General features: G+C 64.9%; 16 protein-coding genes. 2 read left to right on the top strand and 14 right to left on the bottom strand.

The features are described from left to right. Nucleotides 1–47: 47 nt before the first annotated feature. The 6 genes from ABZ635_RS08035 to ABZ635_RS08010 form a co-directional block, all read right to left on the bottom strand. Nucleotides 48–1,109 (bottom strand): hypothetical protein, encoded by a 1,062-nt coding sequence (locus ABZ635_RS08035; RefSeq protein ID WP_357760683.1) that lies wholly within the window; start codon nucleotides 1,107–1,109, stop codon nucleotides 48–50. Then, nucleotides 1,106–2,140, bottom strand: a complete 1,035-nt coding sequence (locus ABZ635_RS08030) for an alcohol dehydrogenase catalytic domain-containing protein (RefSeq protein WP_357760680.1) — start codon at nucleotides 2,138–2,140, stop codon at nucleotides 1,106–1,108. Before ABZ635_RS08030 ends, ABZ635_RS08035 begins: the two co-directional genes overlap by 4 nt. Next, a complete protein-coding gene (locus ABZ635_RS08025) occupies nucleotides 2,137–2,832 on the bottom strand; it encodes an HAD family hydrolase (protein WP_357760677.1) in 696 nt (231 codons plus the stop codon). Before ABZ635_RS08025 ends, ABZ635_RS08030 begins: the two co-directional genes overlap by 4 nt. A 115-nt stretch (nucleotides 2,833–2,947) precedes the next feature. Next, entirely contained in the window at nucleotides 2,948–3,949 is a 1,002-nt protein-coding gene (locus ABZ635_RS08020) for a hypothetical protein (protein ID WP_357760674.1), read from the bottom strand. A gap of 68 nt (nucleotides 3,950–4,017) precedes the next feature. Further along, complete coding sequence (locus tag ABZ635_RS08015) at nucleotides 4,018–5,172, bottom strand: nucleotide disphospho-sugar-binding domain-containing protein (RefSeq protein WP_357760671.1); 1,155 nt, start codon at nucleotides 5,170–5,172, stop codon at nucleotides 4,018–4,020. A gap of 83 nt (nucleotides 5,173–5,255) precedes the next feature. Next, nucleotides 5,256–6,383 (bottom strand): hypothetical protein, encoded by a 1,128-nt coding sequence (locus tag ABZ635_RS08010; protein WP_357760668.1) that lies wholly within the window; start codon nucleotides 6,381–6,383, stop codon nucleotides 5,256–5,258. A gap of 406 nt (nucleotides 6,384–6,789) precedes the next feature. Here ABZ635_RS08010 and ABZ635_RS08005 point away from each other — a divergent pair, with 406 nt between their 5' ends. Both ABZ635_RS08005 and ABZ635_RS08000 read left to right on the top strand, forming a co-directional pair. Beyond that, a complete protein-coding gene (locus ABZ635_RS08005; RefSeq protein WP_357760666.1) occupies nucleotides 6,790–7,323 on the top strand; it encodes a hypothetical protein in 534 nt (177 codons plus the stop codon). A gap of 488 nt (nucleotides 7,324–7,811) precedes the next feature. Beyond that, nucleotides 7,812–9,392 (top strand): peptide deformylase, encoded by a 1,581-nt coding sequence (locus ABZ635_RS08000; RefSeq protein ID WP_357760663.1) that lies wholly within the window; start codon nucleotides 7,812–7,814, stop codon nucleotides 9,390–9,392. Here the strand turns inward: ABZ635_RS08000 and ABZ635_RS07995 are convergent. From ABZ635_RS07995 to ABZ635_RS07960, 8 genes are all read right to left on the bottom strand, one after another. Then, the gene (locus ABZ635_RS07995) at nucleotides 9,315–10,133 is read right to left on the bottom strand and encodes a helix-turn-helix transcriptional regulator (RefSeq protein ID WP_357760661.1); all 819 of its coding nucleotides are present in this window, start codon (nucleotides 10,131–10,133) and stop codon (nucleotides 9,315–9,317) included. The genes ABZ635_RS08000 and ABZ635_RS07995 overlap by 78 nt on opposite strands. A gap of 49 nt (nucleotides 10,134–10,182) precedes the next feature. After that, on the bottom strand, nucleotides 10,183–11,070 hold the full coding sequence (locus tag ABZ635_RS07990) for a DUF397 domain-containing protein (protein ID WP_357760657.1): 888 nt from the start codon (nucleotides 11,068–11,070) through the stop codon (nucleotides 10,183–10,185). Nucleotides 11,071–11,280: 210 nt separating this feature from the next. Next, nucleotides 11,281–11,451 carry a DUF397 domain-containing protein gene (locus ABZ635_RS07985; protein WP_357760654.1) on the bottom strand — a complete coding sequence of 57 codons (171 nt, stop codon included), beginning with the start codon at nucleotides 11,449–11,451 and terminating at the stop codon, nucleotides 11,281–11,283. 57 nt (nucleotides 11,452–11,508) lie between these two features. Next, on the bottom strand, nucleotides 11,509–11,673 hold the full coding sequence (locus ABZ635_RS07980; RefSeq protein ID WP_357760651.1) for a DUF397 domain-containing protein: 165 nt from the start codon (nucleotides 11,671–11,673) through the stop codon (nucleotides 11,509–11,511). A gap of 434 nt (nucleotides 11,674–12,107) precedes the next feature. Further along, the gene (locus ABZ635_RS07975) at nucleotides 12,108–12,296 is read right to left on the bottom strand and encodes a DUF397 domain-containing protein (RefSeq protein WP_357760649.1); all 189 of its coding nucleotides are present in this window, start codon (nucleotides 12,294–12,296) and stop codon (nucleotides 12,108–12,110) included. Nucleotides 12,297–12,321: 25 nt separating this feature from the next. Then, nucleotides 12,322–12,477: a Scr1 family TA system antitoxin-like transcriptional regulator gene (locus ABZ635_RS07970; RefSeq protein ID WP_357760646.1), complete on the bottom strand. Its 156-nt coding sequence runs from the start codon at nucleotides 12,475–12,477 to the stop codon at nucleotides 12,322–12,324. Between the two features lie 185 nt (nucleotides 12,478–12,662). Continuing rightward, the gene (locus ABZ635_RS07965) at nucleotides 12,663–12,848 is read right to left on the bottom strand and encodes a DUF397 domain-containing protein (protein WP_357760643.1); all 186 of its coding nucleotides are present in this window, start codon (nucleotides 12,846–12,848) and stop codon (nucleotides 12,663–12,665) included. Further along, complete coding sequence (locus tag ABZ635_RS07960; RefSeq protein ID WP_357760640.1) at nucleotides 12,841–13,653, bottom strand: helix-turn-helix transcriptional regulator; 813 nt, start codon at nucleotides 13,651–13,653, stop codon at nucleotides 12,841–12,843. The genes ABZ635_RS07965 and ABZ635_RS07960 overlap by 8 nt, the downstream gene beginning before the upstream one ends. Nucleotides 13,654–13,770 lie beyond the last annotated feature (117 nt).

The following is a 13,770-nucleotide window of genomic DNA, read 5'->3' as shown; positions in this document are numbered from 1 at the left end:
GATCGCTGTCAGAGTGTACCGGGGAGCTCCCCACGTGCTGTTCCATCTCAGGGCCACAGCTCTTTGACGTGCACGAGGTAGTCGACGAATCGCCCTTTTTCCGCGTCCCATCTCCGTGATCCCTCGCGACAGGCCTGGTGGATGGTCAGCAGCTCCTCGTAGGAGGTGTAGGTCATCTGATACATGAGTTGAAACACGGGGGACAGCGCGGGATCTCGCGTGAGGTCCGATGTGACCAGCTGCCGGATCTCGTCGGCATCGGACTCCACGGTGATCCCTGACCCCGGGATGCTCTTGGAGGACTTCGGGTGCCCATGGAACCCCCGGTTCATTCGCGTATAGATCGCGGATAACAAAAAATCACCGCACAACGGGACATCTTGGTCGAAACGTCCTTTCACTTGTTGTGCGAAGCGCACGTACTTGTGCTCGTCGACACCGAGTAGGACCAGAACCGCGTCATAGCTCTGACCGAGGGAGACGAAGTCCGCAGCCATGAGCGCGAGGGACAATCGACGGCGAAACGTCATGGTCTCGTCAACGAGGCCCCTCGACGCGTAGTAGGGGTGGTTGTCCTCTTCGGCAGCGTCGAAGTCAGCGTCCTCGGTGTAGCGACCCAGCAGGTACATGGTCGTCAACACGTCGACGCTGGTGGCCTGATCGCGCAGGACCCCGCGTGCGTCGTCGAACCCCAGCCGCGTGGCGAAGGCGCGGAACCGCTCGGCGAGCTCGCGGGTGAACCCGTAGGAACGGGTGCGTCCGTTGTAGGCGTCCATGTCCCCGAGGACGATCTGGCACGCCTCGCCACCCTGTTGCAGTCGGACCATCTTCATGATCTGCGAGGCGCTGGCCATGTGAGGTGGCCCTGACATGCCGAACCCTGTCGTGATGATCCGTCTACGGATATCGGTCGTGGCGAATCGGTCGGCCGAGTGGTGACACAGGTAGCGGAGATTCAGCTCATCGTGCTCGATACCTGCGATGGAGAAGTCGAATCGCCGAAGGTCGAAGGTGTCGTAACCGTACTCCCGCACGACGTTCTTGTAGTAGTCCTCGGAGTAGAACACGGGGGGTGTGGACAACGGGGCCTCCTGTTCGAGGATGGTCATGACGCGATGGCGCCTTCGGTTGTGAGCACTGCCTTGAGGGGTCGGTCGGAGTCGCAGGTACGCATCCGTTCAAGGACCTCGGGAAGCTCATGGAGGGGATAGCGGTCACGGGTGAGTGCCGCTGCCCACTCCGGTCGCGCCGCGAGGAGGTGCAGGGCCTCGGCGAAGTCGTGGCCGTCTCGGCGGCAGAAGGAGAACGACCCGGTGATGGTGAGGGACCGGCGAAAGACTTCCCTCAGGTCCCGGCCGAGACGGACACCGGGCTCGTAGGCGTTCTGCACCACCACGTGGCCCCCGTCCCGGACCAGAGTGAGAGCACTGTCCAGTGGTTGGGCATCGCGCCCGCTGGCGGCGTCCACCACGGCGTCGAAGTGCGAGTTCGGGAAAGCCCCGACCAGGCCGAGGGTGGCGTCGTCGAGCTTGCCCTGGAGCACCGCCACCCTGGACATGTCGCGCACCATCAGGCTGACGTGCCATCCGAGGTGGACGGCATAGGCCGCTGTACAGATCGCCACGGCGCCTGAACCGATGACGGCCAGACGACCGCCGAATGTGGGGGGCAGGGCACAGCGAAGGCCGTGGATCGCGACGGCCAAGGGGTCGGCCAGGACTCCGTACGCCAGGTCCGCTTCCTCGGGCAACTCGGTCACGGCGGTTCGTGGAACGGTGAGGAAGTGGGCGAAGCCACCCGGAAGGTCCCACCCCAGGCGCCGAAGCTCTGGACACAGGTGAGTCTCGCCGCGGGAACAGCGGACGCAGTCGTCGCAGGGGATGAGGGGGTCGATGACCACGGGGCGGGCTGAGGAGCGCTCGAGGTCCCACCCGGTGACCTCGTGCCCGGGGCACCATCGGCGTTCGGGGACGGCGATGGGTGAGCGGTTGAGCTTGGCGAGGTCGCTGCCGCAGACTCCGGCGAAGGCGACCTTCACCAGAATCTCGTCCGGCCCGGGTGTCGGAGGCTCCTGCGTGCCCCATCTCAGACGGCCAGCGAGGGCGCTCCAGGACCCCGTGCGGGAGTGTGCGTGCCTCATGTGCCCTCCCCGAAGAGAGCGCAGCTTGGGAGGTCCTCGACCCGCGCGAGCATCGGACCGTTCCATTGCTGTGCCCCGAATGCCAGGGCTCCGTGGCCGCCCCTGCGCCGGACTCCGATGGCTCGCAGCCCGACCGCGACGGCGCCTCTCAGTTCGTCGCCTCCTCCGTCCCCGCAGTACGACAACCGTTCGGGGATGATGGCCAGCTGAGCACTGACGCGGGAGTAGAGGTCGGGGTGGGGTTTGATCCGTCGGGCTTGGCAGCTGAACACTGCGGCGTCCACCACCTGGGCCAAGCGGCAGTGGGGCCACTCCTGGGCGATGTCGGCGGAAGCATCGCTCAGCACTCCGACCCTCAATCCTCGCGCTCGAAGGCCGCGCATCAGGTGGATGACGCTGTCGTCGGCCTCCAGTCGTTCGGCCGCTCGCCGCTCCAGGAGCCGTTCAACTTCGTTGGTCATGCTCGGGGCACCGCAGCGGCGTGCGAAGTGGGAGGCGAGTGAGGCCCGGGTCCGCAGCCGCCCGTCGTGGCGTTCGGCCCAGCTGTCGACGAGGAGCGTCTCGACGGCTTCGTGACGAGCGTCGGTGACCGTCGCGATCTCCTGCGCCATGGCCCGCCGATCCTCGCTCGTGGGGGCGTCCACGAGTGTGCCGAACAAGTCGAAGACGACGCCTTGATGGGTCGAGGTCATCCTTCTCCTTCCGTCTCTGCTGCTTCCCTGCCGAGAGTGCTCAGCGGTGCGGTTCCGAACACTCACGGGAGAGCCGACCGTTCGCGGAGTCTTCGGGGCCTACGGGCACGGCGAGCTACGTCCATGGGCACTCGTAAAGGTCGTGGTGCGCGGCCATGACCATCTCGTGCTCCGCCCGGCGGTGGTCGGCGAAGTCCGCGTGCCCATTCGTGGAGCCGTCGGCGTCCCCGTGAGTGACCGCCCGGTCCAAGGCCCGCAAGAACCGCTCGCCGTAGGCGTACGCGTTGCCGTCCGACCAGTCGAACCACACGGGCTCGGGCACCAGCTCCTCGTGCTGCCGGTATTGCTCGTGCAGGTATCCGACTGTGGAGACGATGGGCAGGAGGCCGAGGTCGAAGGCGAGTTCAAGCTGACCGGAGTGTGTGCCCCACCTGTAGGGCAGTATCAGCGCGTCGCAACCCGCGGCGGTTTCGGCCACCTCCGTGTCGGTGGGGAAAGGAGCGATGTCCACTTTCAGCCGGGGTTCCGTCACCGCCATCGACGAGATCAAGCCCCAGAGCCGGCGTTCTCCGTCGTGTTCGAGGTTGACTGACGCGGGCGCTCGTAGCAGCAGTTCGAGGTCCGTCTCACGCTGTTGGCGTCCGAACCTCCAGTTGTGGAGCACCGTGGAGACGTCTCGGTTCTCGCGCAGCGACCCGAACATCAAGTACCGGAACCGGCGCTTGGTCTCCCGCGCCAGTGGCGGGAGCTCGTCGGGCGAGACGACGTAGCCGTGCGGCGCGATGACCGTACGCACGGAGGGACCCAGCTTCGCGTGTAGTTCGGCCGCGGACCCCGATGTCAGACAGACGAACGGGACGTTCCACTCCACCAGCGTCCGCAGCTTGTGCTGGTACAGCCGCCGTGAAGTGAACACCGGCGTTACGTCGTGCGCCGTGAACACGACGCGTCTTCCCGCGCGGGCGCACTCGGAGAGCACGAGCCGCAGAGCGGACAGGTCGTCGAATTCGACATGGTGCAGGTGCAGTACGTCGAACCAGGTGAAGGGGCGTCGCGCGAGTATGTGCCTCAGGGTGAGATCGCGGGGAACTCCCTCAGATCCGTTGAGTATCCGCACGTGCGCGCTCGTAAGCTTTCGGGCGTACGGAGTGCGTGCAGGGACGTGTGCCACTCTGAGTCGGGCCATCACGACCTCCCCGCCAGGTCGAGCAGCATGTCGGCGGCTCGCCGAGGGCTGGCGTATCCCGGTACCGGGCCTGAGAGTCGGCCTGCTCGCTCCCGGGCCCGCGTGGAGCCGATGGCCGCCTCTACCGCTCCGCCCAGGTCGCAGGGATCGGGTGGCCACGGGACCTGGACACCGCACCCGGCCCTCGAGACCGCTTCGGCGACGTAGTGCTGGTCTCGGCCGCGCGGCGCCAGTACGAGAGGGCGCCCCCACCACAAGGCTTTGCTGACCAGCCCGTATCCGGCGGTGGACACCACAACGTCCACGTGGGGCAGCAGAAGGGTGTGGGAGGTGTAGCCGGAGATGACCGCGTTCGAGGGAACGTCGGCCCCCAGGTCGTGTTTGGCGGCCACGGTGGCGACCACGTCCACGTCTTGATCCGCCAAGGCGGAAAGAGTCGCGCGCACCAGGGCGAGGTCGTTCTGCCAAGCGGAGCTGTTGGCCACGAGGACTCGAGGGCGCCTTGGCGTCCTGATCGGCCGCGCTGGCGGGGCGACGTCCGTTTCGGTCTCGTCCCACGGAGGAAACGAAGTCCGTGCCACATAGCGGGGAGGTTCGCTCGGTCCTCGGCGGAGTAGCGGGTGTCCGAGCAGGAAGGTCAGGTGCGGAGACATCCGCAACCAGGGCGAGTCCTGTGGAGGCCGGGTCTCGGGACCCATGCTCACACAGCCGCGCAGGTCGTCCCACCAACGGCGATAGGCTTCGTGCTCTGGTTCAGGACCCTCCCACCAGATGCGGTGCATGGCGTCCACCTCCGCGCCCTCGTCGAAGAGGTAGTGCACGTAGGATGCCCAGGCGATGTTCTGGCACTCGGCGGCCAGACCCGCACCGACCACGAATGAATCCGCGAGCAGCACGCTGGGGCCAAACGACGAGGCCGCGCGTTCGACCTCCAGGAACTCAGCCCGTACGCGCTCGCTGAACCATGATCGGCCGAGGGCCTGCGGCCCCAAGGCGTGTCCGTCGGACTTTCCTCGTTCGGACCAGTCGTAGGAGATGCCCGAGGTGTACGGCCGGAAGCCGACCCCCAGCGTTCTGGCCAGGTGTTCCAATCCGCTCGGCCCGAGGAGCAGGACGTCCTTTCCTCGCCGCCGCAGTTCTTGGACCAGTGGCACGACGGGGTAGATGCTTCCCCTCTGCGCGTAAGGGACCCACAACACGCGGTCCGCGCTCAGTGCCCAAGGCGTTCCCCAAGGTCTCATGAGCGTTCCTCTCGCAGTTCCGCGAGCTTCTCCGCCGCTTGGCCGTCCACGATGACGCCCCACGCCCGCTCATACCCCTCGGCCAGATCTGAGACGAGCCCGGCGGCGTGCAGAACCAGGGCCGCATTGAGTGCGACGACGTGGACGTGTTGTGGATTTCCTCGCCCCCTCACCGCCTCCAACGCCCACCGCAGTGCCTCGTCCTGAGACTCGGGAGCGCTCAACGCACCGCTCCGAACCGCCTCGGTCCCGGGCATGGCGTCCGCTGAAAGAATCCGCGTCTCACCAACCTCCCCGTCCCGAAGCTCGCACAGGAGCGAGGCGTCGCCCACGCCCAGCTCGTCCGAGAAGTAGCCGGCACGGCATTGCGAGCCGACCACCACCGCGTCGCGGATACCAAGCTGGCGAAGCACGGACGCGGCAAGATCCACCCTCGGGTGCGACAAACCGAAGATCAGCTTGTCGCCGACCACCGGTGAAGCCAGGCCAGCGAGTCCGAACCCGAAGGGGGTGAGCACATGGAACCTCCCCCCGTAGACGCTGTCCAGGGTCGGGATCGTTTCCTCAACCGGGACGAACGCGAACCCGTGGCGTCTCACCGCGCTCAGCGCGGCCCCACTGGTTCGGCTCTGCCGCAGGCCCATCCGCGAGGCGAAGTCTCGGGACCCCATGATCGAGGACGTCGCGTAGGAACCGATCTTGATCACGTACGCGCCACCGGCCGCCGCGACGATGGCACTGGACGTGGAGATGTTGAACGTCTTGAGCCCCTTCTTCCCGCTGCCCGCGAGCACTACGAGCCCTTGGACGCCGTGCTCCAGAGGGGTCGCTGGAGTGACCGTGTCGAGGACGAGCGCCGCCCGAACGAGCTCCGTGACTTCACTCTCGGCAGGACCGCGAGCCATCAGTCCGGACATCAGGGAAGCCAGGAGATGTTCCTTGGCGAAGGACTCCAGGCCAAGGAGCTCGATCAAAGATCCCGCCAGCAGGCCAGGCGGCAGTGGAGAGCCCAGGCTGATCCGATAGATCGCTTCACGGAGCATCGCCGGTGGTGCCGTTTCCGGAACGCTTCCATTCCCCTTCGGGTACTCACCGCCGCACAAGGCCGGCCTCGAGGCGCGCATCGTATCTCCTTCAACATTCGGGGGGTAATGGGGTCGCGCTTAAGCAGACAAGGAATATGGATTCAGGAAATAAGGCAATTCCAGAGAGACAGCATGGAACCTAGACCAGGAAAATATCTCCGGACTGAAGCGACCCCAGGCCAGCCCGAAGGGAAGCCCCAAAAATGCGAGTACCACTCATAACAACCAAAGGGTGAACCGGACACCCTTGCATTCATTGAACCTTTCCATACTTCACGAGATCACCTGATGAACAGGAGGAATATTCGGCGCTCGAGCACGAGAGGATCATCCTTCTTCGGAACCTCGGCGTGCCGGTGCCGTGGCCAGGCGGCCTCAGCAGCGATGCTCAGAGGAGGGAGCATGACCTGTTCAGTCGTTCGCCATGAAGTTGCTGGGAGTTGGGATGCGGATCTTCTACGACACGGAGTTCTGTGAGGACGGGGTACGCCTGGACCTCATCTCGATCGGACTGGTTCGCGAGGATGGTGTCGAGTACTACGCGGTCAACGAGAATGTCGACGGGGGACGCGTCTTGGACAATCCCTGGCTGCGAGAACACGTGGTTCCCCATCTGCCACTGATCAACGAATACGGGACCGAAGGTTTTGCACTGGACAGCGTGGATGACTCGGTCAAGCCGCGTTCGGTGATCGCCGACGAGGTAGCGGCGTTCATCTCCGCCACACCCCACCCCAGTTTGTGGGCGTGGTTCGCGTCCTTCGATCACGTAGCTTTGACTTGGCTATTTGGCCCGATGGTGAATATGCCCGAAGAGATTCCGATGCGCACCAATGACCTCAAGCAGGAGGCGGAGCGGCTGGGCGACCCGATTCTCCCCGAGCAGCGGGCGGATCTTCACCACGCGCTGGCCGACGCTCGGCACAACCGCGTGGTCGCCGACCACCTCGATCGCCTCGCGGCCTCACGAGACCGTTGAAGCGCGCGCGTGAATGGCGCGTGAATCACCCGGGACAGTCCGAGGCCGACATGCACCGAGGGCTCGTCAGCGTTGACGCCGGAGTCGGTGTCGGCCGAGATCGTCTCGCCGACCAGCCCGACGGGTCGATGGAGGCGGGAAGCCAGAAATCTCACCGCGGGGCCTCCGCCAGGACCGATTCTCACGACGTGGGGGTGCTGTGCCCACAACCGTTTCAGCGCCCGCAACACCAACAACCCCTTCTCTTCACCATGGGTGTTCGCCGCAACATCCAGATAGCCGGGGGCGGACTTGTGCTCGGTAGCGAAGACAGCCAATGGGAACCTCCTCGGTCGGGGCACCGATGCGCCCCGCCGGTCAACTACGAGGCGGGACGGTGCCGGGCCACTTCAAGGAGAACCGAGATCGCCCAGGTGAGGCCAGAATGAAAGAGGTTCAATCACGATTCACTCATACGATCACACTCCGTGTGCGCGATAATCATCCGCATGACCCCCTCACCTCACCCTGCCGACTTCCCCACTGCGCTCGCCTACTGGCGCAAGCTCCGCCGACTGACGAAGAAGGCCCTCGCCGAGGCGATGGGCTTCGACCCCTCCTACATCAGCCACGTCGAGTCCGGGCGCTATCCGGCCAGTGAGGAGTTCGCGCGCCTGGCCGAGCAGAAACTGACCAGCGCGGGAGAGCTCTGGCGTTCCTGGCAATCGGCCCCCCACGCACGCCCCACGCCCGCCGGGGACGGTGAGTTGTTCGTCGACCTCGATCACGCCGAGCTGCGCTATCACAAGGGCACCTACACCGCCTTCATGCGGCGCCGTGTGGTCAACGGCGGCAACGAACCCGTCACCCGCTACCTGGCACGCATCAGCGTCGACCGCTACCCGGGCCAACCCGAACTCTCGAACGAGCTCTACCGCAACCATCCGCTGACGTGGGAACGGCTGAACCTGACCGCCACCTGTGACGGCGAGCCCATGACTTGGGTTGCCAAGCACGACCGGGACTCCTTCAAAGAGGTCTGGCTGAGCTTCGAGAACCAGAACTCGATGTTCCCCCTCTACCCGGGGCAGTCGGCCTCGCTCGAATACTCCTATGTCGTCGGCTCGGACCAATGGGGACAGTGGTTCCAGCGCGCCATCCGGCTACCGACCCGGGCGGTGAGCGTGGAGCTACGCTTCCCGGCTTCACTTGAGCCCGGTGTCTGGGGAACCGAGACCTCGACCACGGCGGCGGCCGTACCGCTGCGTTCGGCGATACGGCGCCGAGAAGACGACGGCGAAGTGATCTTCAGCTGGCACACGAACGATCCTCCGATCGGAGCCCGCTACCGGTTGGAGTGGCGATGGCGCGGCAACCCCGATCGCGACATCGACGCTCTCCCGGCGCTTCGCACGGCCAGCGACCGTATGCGGGCCGCGGGGATCGCGCAGGAAGGCGAGGAGATACTCGCACGGCCCGCGAAGCCCTTCCGCCTGCCCGAACAGGCGCAACAGGCCGAGGAGGTCGTCGATCAACTGCACCGCGCCGTTCAGCGAGTACGCGACCACCACCACTTCGGCAAGGGCATGGGGTTGGCCGCGCCTCAGATCGGAATCGATCACGCGGCGGCCATCGTGCTTCCGCCGAACCCCGACGCCGCAACGGTGCTCCTGCTCAACCCTGTGATCATCAACGAGACCGGCCAGACCGATTCCCAGTACGAGGGATGTCTGAGCTTCTTCGATGTGCGGGGACTCGTCCCACGTTCACGCCGTATCGAAGTCGAGCACACCAAGCCCGACGGATCGACCACCATCACGGTATTCACGGACGCCCTGGCCCGACTGGTGGCACACGAGGTGGATCATCTGCACGGCGTGACGTACAAGGACCGGATGGCCGAAGGAGTCTCTCCGATCCCGGTAGAGGAATACCGGGGCACCGGCAAGTCCTGGAGCTATGACCAAAGAACCGCACAAACGCCGCCGATGGAGGAGTCCCAGAAGCTGCCGTCATCGCCAATCCAGCGTTCGCCGTGCCGCGCTGATGACGTGGTGGGCTTCGCCCCCGTAGACCGCCGACTCACCTAGAGTGCGCCAGACCTTCGAGTACAGCGCCATGTTGTCGTCATCGTCAAGCCACAGCTCGGCGTGCCAGTCCTCCGCCACCACCAGACGGTCGTCGAGGAGCCAGAAGCCGTTGGCGGGAACGATCTTCACAGACGCCGCGAACGGGACAATGCCCAGCTCGACCGTGTCCATCCCGATCATCCCTGTAAGCCGGTCGAGCTGGGCTGCCAGGACCGCCGATGGGCAGATGAGCGAACGGAGCGAGGCCTCCCACATGAGCACGCGCACCTTCCGCCCCGGCTGGTAGAGCCAATCCTGCCTGCGCGCCCGCGAGCGAACCGCTCCCTCAACGTCACCCACGCCACCCAGTAGCCGGGCAAAACGTTCGACGACGTGGCGTGCGTACTCGGGGGTCTGGAGCAGACCGGGGACGACCGCCTCCTCCCAGATCCGTATCTCGGTGCTGCGGTCGATCTCGATGCTCAGCGACTCGTGCAGAGGTGTGAAGCCGTTGGCCAAGGCCTTTCGCCACGACCTGATGTGGGACTCGAACCCGGCCAGGCGGTGGACGAGCTCACCCCGGACCTCCGGTTGGCCCGTCGCCTCGGCCCAGGCACGCAGGTCGTCAGGGGTGGCCGTCTGCTTGCCGTTCTCCAGTTTGCTGACCTTCGAGCTCGGCCATCCCAGGCGGGCGGCCAGTTCCCTGCCGGTGAGCCGGCCGTCGGGGCACGTGAACCTCAGCTCTCGCAGCCGTGCGCCCAAACGCTTCTGGACTGCTGGTAGTCGGTGCTCAATGCCCCCCGGCCTCACGTCATCCGGTCGCTGTGAACTCGTCGTAGGACACCGCGTGATGCGTCGCCGCGTCGCGGATCATGGCGTAGCGCACCACCCGAGCGGGCTCGGTGACGAGCTCGATGCCCGTGATGGTGTCGGCCTCGTCGAAGCGGATCACCGCTACCAAGCGGGAGTCGAAGATCCAGAAGTCCTCGTCGCCGAGGCCCTTGGCGTCCTCGCGCCGAAGGTACCGGATGTCCTCTCCGACAGCCGCGTTGTGGCGTGCGTAGTCGAGGAGGAACAGCTGTTCGACGGTCATCGGGTGGTCGGCGACCCGGACGCGACCGACCGTCTTACCTGCCTGGGTTTGGGCCTTGATGTTGCCGAACCAGGGTTCGGTGAAGTCGCACGGGGCCGACCCCGTCTTGAGGAACTCCTGGAATTCGGGGTCCTCGCGGTCCGACGCGTATCCACGGCGGGTTTCCAGCCGCCAGGCGGTGTGCTGGAAGGTCTCGAACAGTCGGCGGAAGGTCGGTCGATCAACGAGGTCCGGCTTCTGGTCGGTCTTGGCTGGCCCCCAGTTGACGAGCAGCTCGGCCGGGACCGCCACGGCTGCCTCGCCCTCACCGAAGTGCCTGAGCTGCGCGAGGTCGGCCGGGTCGGTGATGGGCGTGCCCTGAACGATGATCTCCCCGGTGCCCTCGTCGGTGTGCAGGGCGGGACATCCGTCGACCTTGTTGGTGCGGATGGAACCGAGGGCGGCGGCCCACTCAGGACCGGAGAAAGCCAGGGGGCCCAGGTCGCGATTCTGGGTATCGCGGACCAGGTGCTCACCGGGGAGGTCGGCGACCTCCACGCAGTTACCACCGCCGCCATCGCTGTAGCTCGACTTGTGGAAGATGAGTTCGTCGATGTGAGGGTGCATGAGGGCGACCTCCGTTGAGGGTGAGGGCACTGACTGACACATGCTGGTACTGCCCACACCTGGGCCCCGTGCTCAGAGGAAGACATCCTGAGCCTCCGCAGCGGCGGGCCAAGGTCTGGTCTCAGACTTCCTGGTCGCCATACAGCAGGGTGTGTTCGCGGGGCGAACACCGGGGAGCCCTCGTTGGCGCAGGGAATCCCACTTTCCAGCTTACGATCGCGTGCTGCGCAACAGTGCGACCCACTCCGGCACGGAGAACGGCAGGTAGCCGTGCTCGGGGTACTTGGAGTCGCGGACTACGGTGCCACCGGGTACGTCCGCAACTTCAACGCAGTTTCCACCCGTGCCATTGCTGTAGCTCGACTTGTGCCAGCCCGTCATGAGAATCCCTCGCTTACTCCCCGAACAGGTTCAGATCTGCCGCGGGCCACTGCATCCCTAGAGGCGCACAGCCTCCACGAAAGCCTTCCACTCCATCCAACTAGCCTCAAGGTGGCCGAGGTGGAGATTCTTCGTGTCACGGATACCGGTGACCAGCCCTTCCGCAACCTCCACACAGTCACCACGCGCGCCGCTGTAACTGGACTTGTGCCACTCCGCCATGGGTACCCTCACTTGCTTGCTGAACGACTCCCAGGGGGACAATGAGATCCCCACCACGATCTCACTTCCGCAGGTTGATGGGAAGAAGCTTCTTCCCTCGACCGTTGAGTTCCCAGCACCTGAGCGGCAATGCGGCGTTTGTTGCGGATGGATTTCAGGCCTTTGGTCCTGGATGCGTGTGTCATCCCCGAGGTCTCTGATCCGGCAGTATGCAGAACGGTCCCCGCTCAACAGGCCTGAGCGGCTACGGTTCTGCGTGCTGCTACTGGCCGCGTAATGCTGCTACCAGGGCCGCCCACTCTGGAGCTGGGGCGTCCAGGTGGCCCAGGTGACGGTTCTGAGTGTTGCGCCCAGGCGCGGTAAGATGGTGGCCGGGTATTCAGGCAAGTCCCCGACCTCACAGCAGGTCGGGGACTTTTCTGTTGCACGAGCGGCTACGTCTGGGTACGGACTGTGGTGGTCATCGCGACCCACTGGTCGTGGCTGAACAACAGATGGCCCAGCTCGCGGTGCTGGGTGTCACGTACTGCGGTCGCCTCGGAGAGATCAGCGACCTCCACGCAGTTGTTGCTGCTGGCTGCGGAGTAGCTGGACTTGCGCCACGAGGCGTTGTTGAGGTCCATGGGGTCCTCTATTCAGGTTGGGCATTCAGGGTTGAGCGGTGAGCGCCTCCATGAACCCATAGCTGTCTTCGACGGACAACGCTGCTGCCTGGAGGCGATCAAACACCAGCGTATAGCGATTGAACTTCTCCGGTTCCTCCACGTACAGGCCGTCCTGGTCGGTCTCGATGTAGGCAACCACGCGGATGAGCGGGTACTCATCTGTGGAGGGAAGGGACAGCCTCGCCTCTCGACACTGTCCGAAGGAGATGGCCGCGACGCAACTGCTTTTGGTCCTAGGTTTCGTCGGGAGGTCGCGGGTATCCTGTCCCGGTACACAGAACCGGACCCCGCCAGCTCCGATGGCGGGGTCCGGTCGTTCGTGGGCTAGGAGGTCGCAGCCTTAACGAACGCTGTCCACTCCGCCGATGAGGCGTCGAGGTGCCCTAGGGGCCGGTTCTCAGTATCCCGCACGAGAACGGTTCTCCCCTCCGCCACCTCCACACAGCTGCCGTTGGCAGTGCTGTAGCTGCTCTTGTGCCAATCACGCTGTGGATGCTCTGTACTACTCATCTAGCTCTTCCTTGACCTTCCTGATGAACTCTGCGGACTGCCTCGGGGACAGGGCCTCCGCCTGGACAGCGGTGAACACCGCCAGGCAGGCCTGGACTCTGCGGCTGTCGTCCATCTGAATCTCGCCCTGCTGATGCTCTGCCGACGCCATCATCGGCTTGTCCGGGAAGGAATATACGCGGAACGGTCCTGCCGCTCCGGGGTGAGTCCCCGGGTTTGGGGGCACCACCTGTACTCGTACTACCCGGTTTTCCATGAGCGACAGCACACGATCGAGCTGCTGAGAGAGGATTCGGCGGCTCCCGATCACTCTGGTTACAGCAGTCGCTTCCAGGACCATGTAGATCAACGGTGGGTTGTTCTCCAGGATCACCTGTCGCCTCATGCGCGACTTGATCATCTCATTCAGCTCGGCCTCGTCGATCCCAGGTGACGTGTCAAAGTTCGCGGACCGCGCGTAGTCCTCGGTCTGGATCAACCCCGGGATCACCTGACTCTGGTACTCCCGAAGCTCGCTGATCATCAGCTCCAAGTGCTCTACCTCTGGATACCAGGAGGGTACCCCCGCAGGCTTGTGGGCGGCCTTCCACGCCCGATGAACTACACCGGAGCTTTTCAGGTGGTGGTCGATGTTCAGGGCCATCTCCTCAGACATCGCCCGGGTGCCGTGCTCATACGAGGAGAGGGTTGAGGGCACGATGCTTAGGGCGCTGGCCAGCTCTTTCTGCTTGACACGGGCATCATCGCGGGCGGCCTGCACCACAAGCCCTAGTTCCACCAGTTTCGGCTTGGCCAAGCGGGTCACGGGAAACCTCATTCACAGGGGTTCTACCAGGATGACCAATTCTGGGTGAAGTCTTCACCGAGATCCACCCTCTTCACGTCATTGTGACCGCTCAGTGATATCTCTGGCGCGGAGCGT

The organism is Nocardiopsis sp. NPDC007018 (genome assembly GCF_040635075.1).
GTDB lineage: Bacteria > Actinomycetota > Actinomycetes > Streptosporangiales > Streptosporangiaceae > Nocardiopsis.
This window is presented reverse-complemented; position numbering and strand designations above follow the sequence as displayed.

Excerpts from the sequence above, each read along its gene's own strand:
- ABZ635_RS08035 (WP_357760683.1), bottom strand. The coding sequence starts at position 1,109 with ATGACCATCCTCGAACAGGAGGCCCCGTTGTCCACACCCCCCGTGTTC.
- ABZ635_RS08030 (WP_357760680.1), bottom strand. The coding sequence starts at position 2,140 with ATGAGGCACGCACACTCCCGCACGGGGTCCTGGAGCGCCCTCGCTGGC.
- ABZ635_RS08025 (WP_357760677.1), bottom strand. The coding sequence starts at position 2,832 with ATGACCTCGACCCATCAAGGCGTCGTCTTCGACTTGTTCGGCACACTC.
- ABZ635_RS08010 (WP_357760668.1), bottom strand. The coding sequence starts at position 6,383 with ATGCGCGCCTCGAGGCCGGCCTTGTGCGGCGGTGAGTACCCGAAGGGG.
- ABZ635_RS08005 (WP_357760666.1), top strand. The coding sequence starts at position 6,790 with ATGCGGATCTTCTACGACACGGAGTTCTGTGAGGACGGGGTACGCCTG.
- ABZ635_RS08000 (WP_357760663.1), top strand. The coding sequence starts at position 7,812 with ATGACCCCCTCACCTCACCCTGCCGACTTCCCCACTGCGCTCGCCTAC.
- ABZ635_RS07990 (WP_357760657.1), bottom strand. The coding sequence starts at position 11,070 with ATGCACCCTCACATCGACGAACTCATCTTCCACAAGTCGAGCTACAGC.
- ABZ635_RS07985 (WP_357760654.1), bottom strand. The coding sequence starts at position 11,451 with ATGACGGGCTGGCACAAGTCGAGCTACAGCAATGGCACGGGTGGAAAC.
- ABZ635_RS07980 (WP_357760651.1), bottom strand. The coding sequence starts at position 11,673 with ATGGCGGAGTGGCACAAGTCCAGTTACAGCGGCGCGCGTGGTGACTGT.
- ABZ635_RS07975 (WP_357760649.1), bottom strand. The coding sequence starts at position 12,296 with ATGGACCTCAACAACGCCTCGTGGCGCAAGTCCAGCTACTCCGCAGCC.
- ABZ635_RS07965 (WP_357760643.1), bottom strand. The coding sequence starts at position 12,848 with ATGAGTAGTACAGAGCATCCACAGCGTGATTGGCACAAGAGCAGCTAC.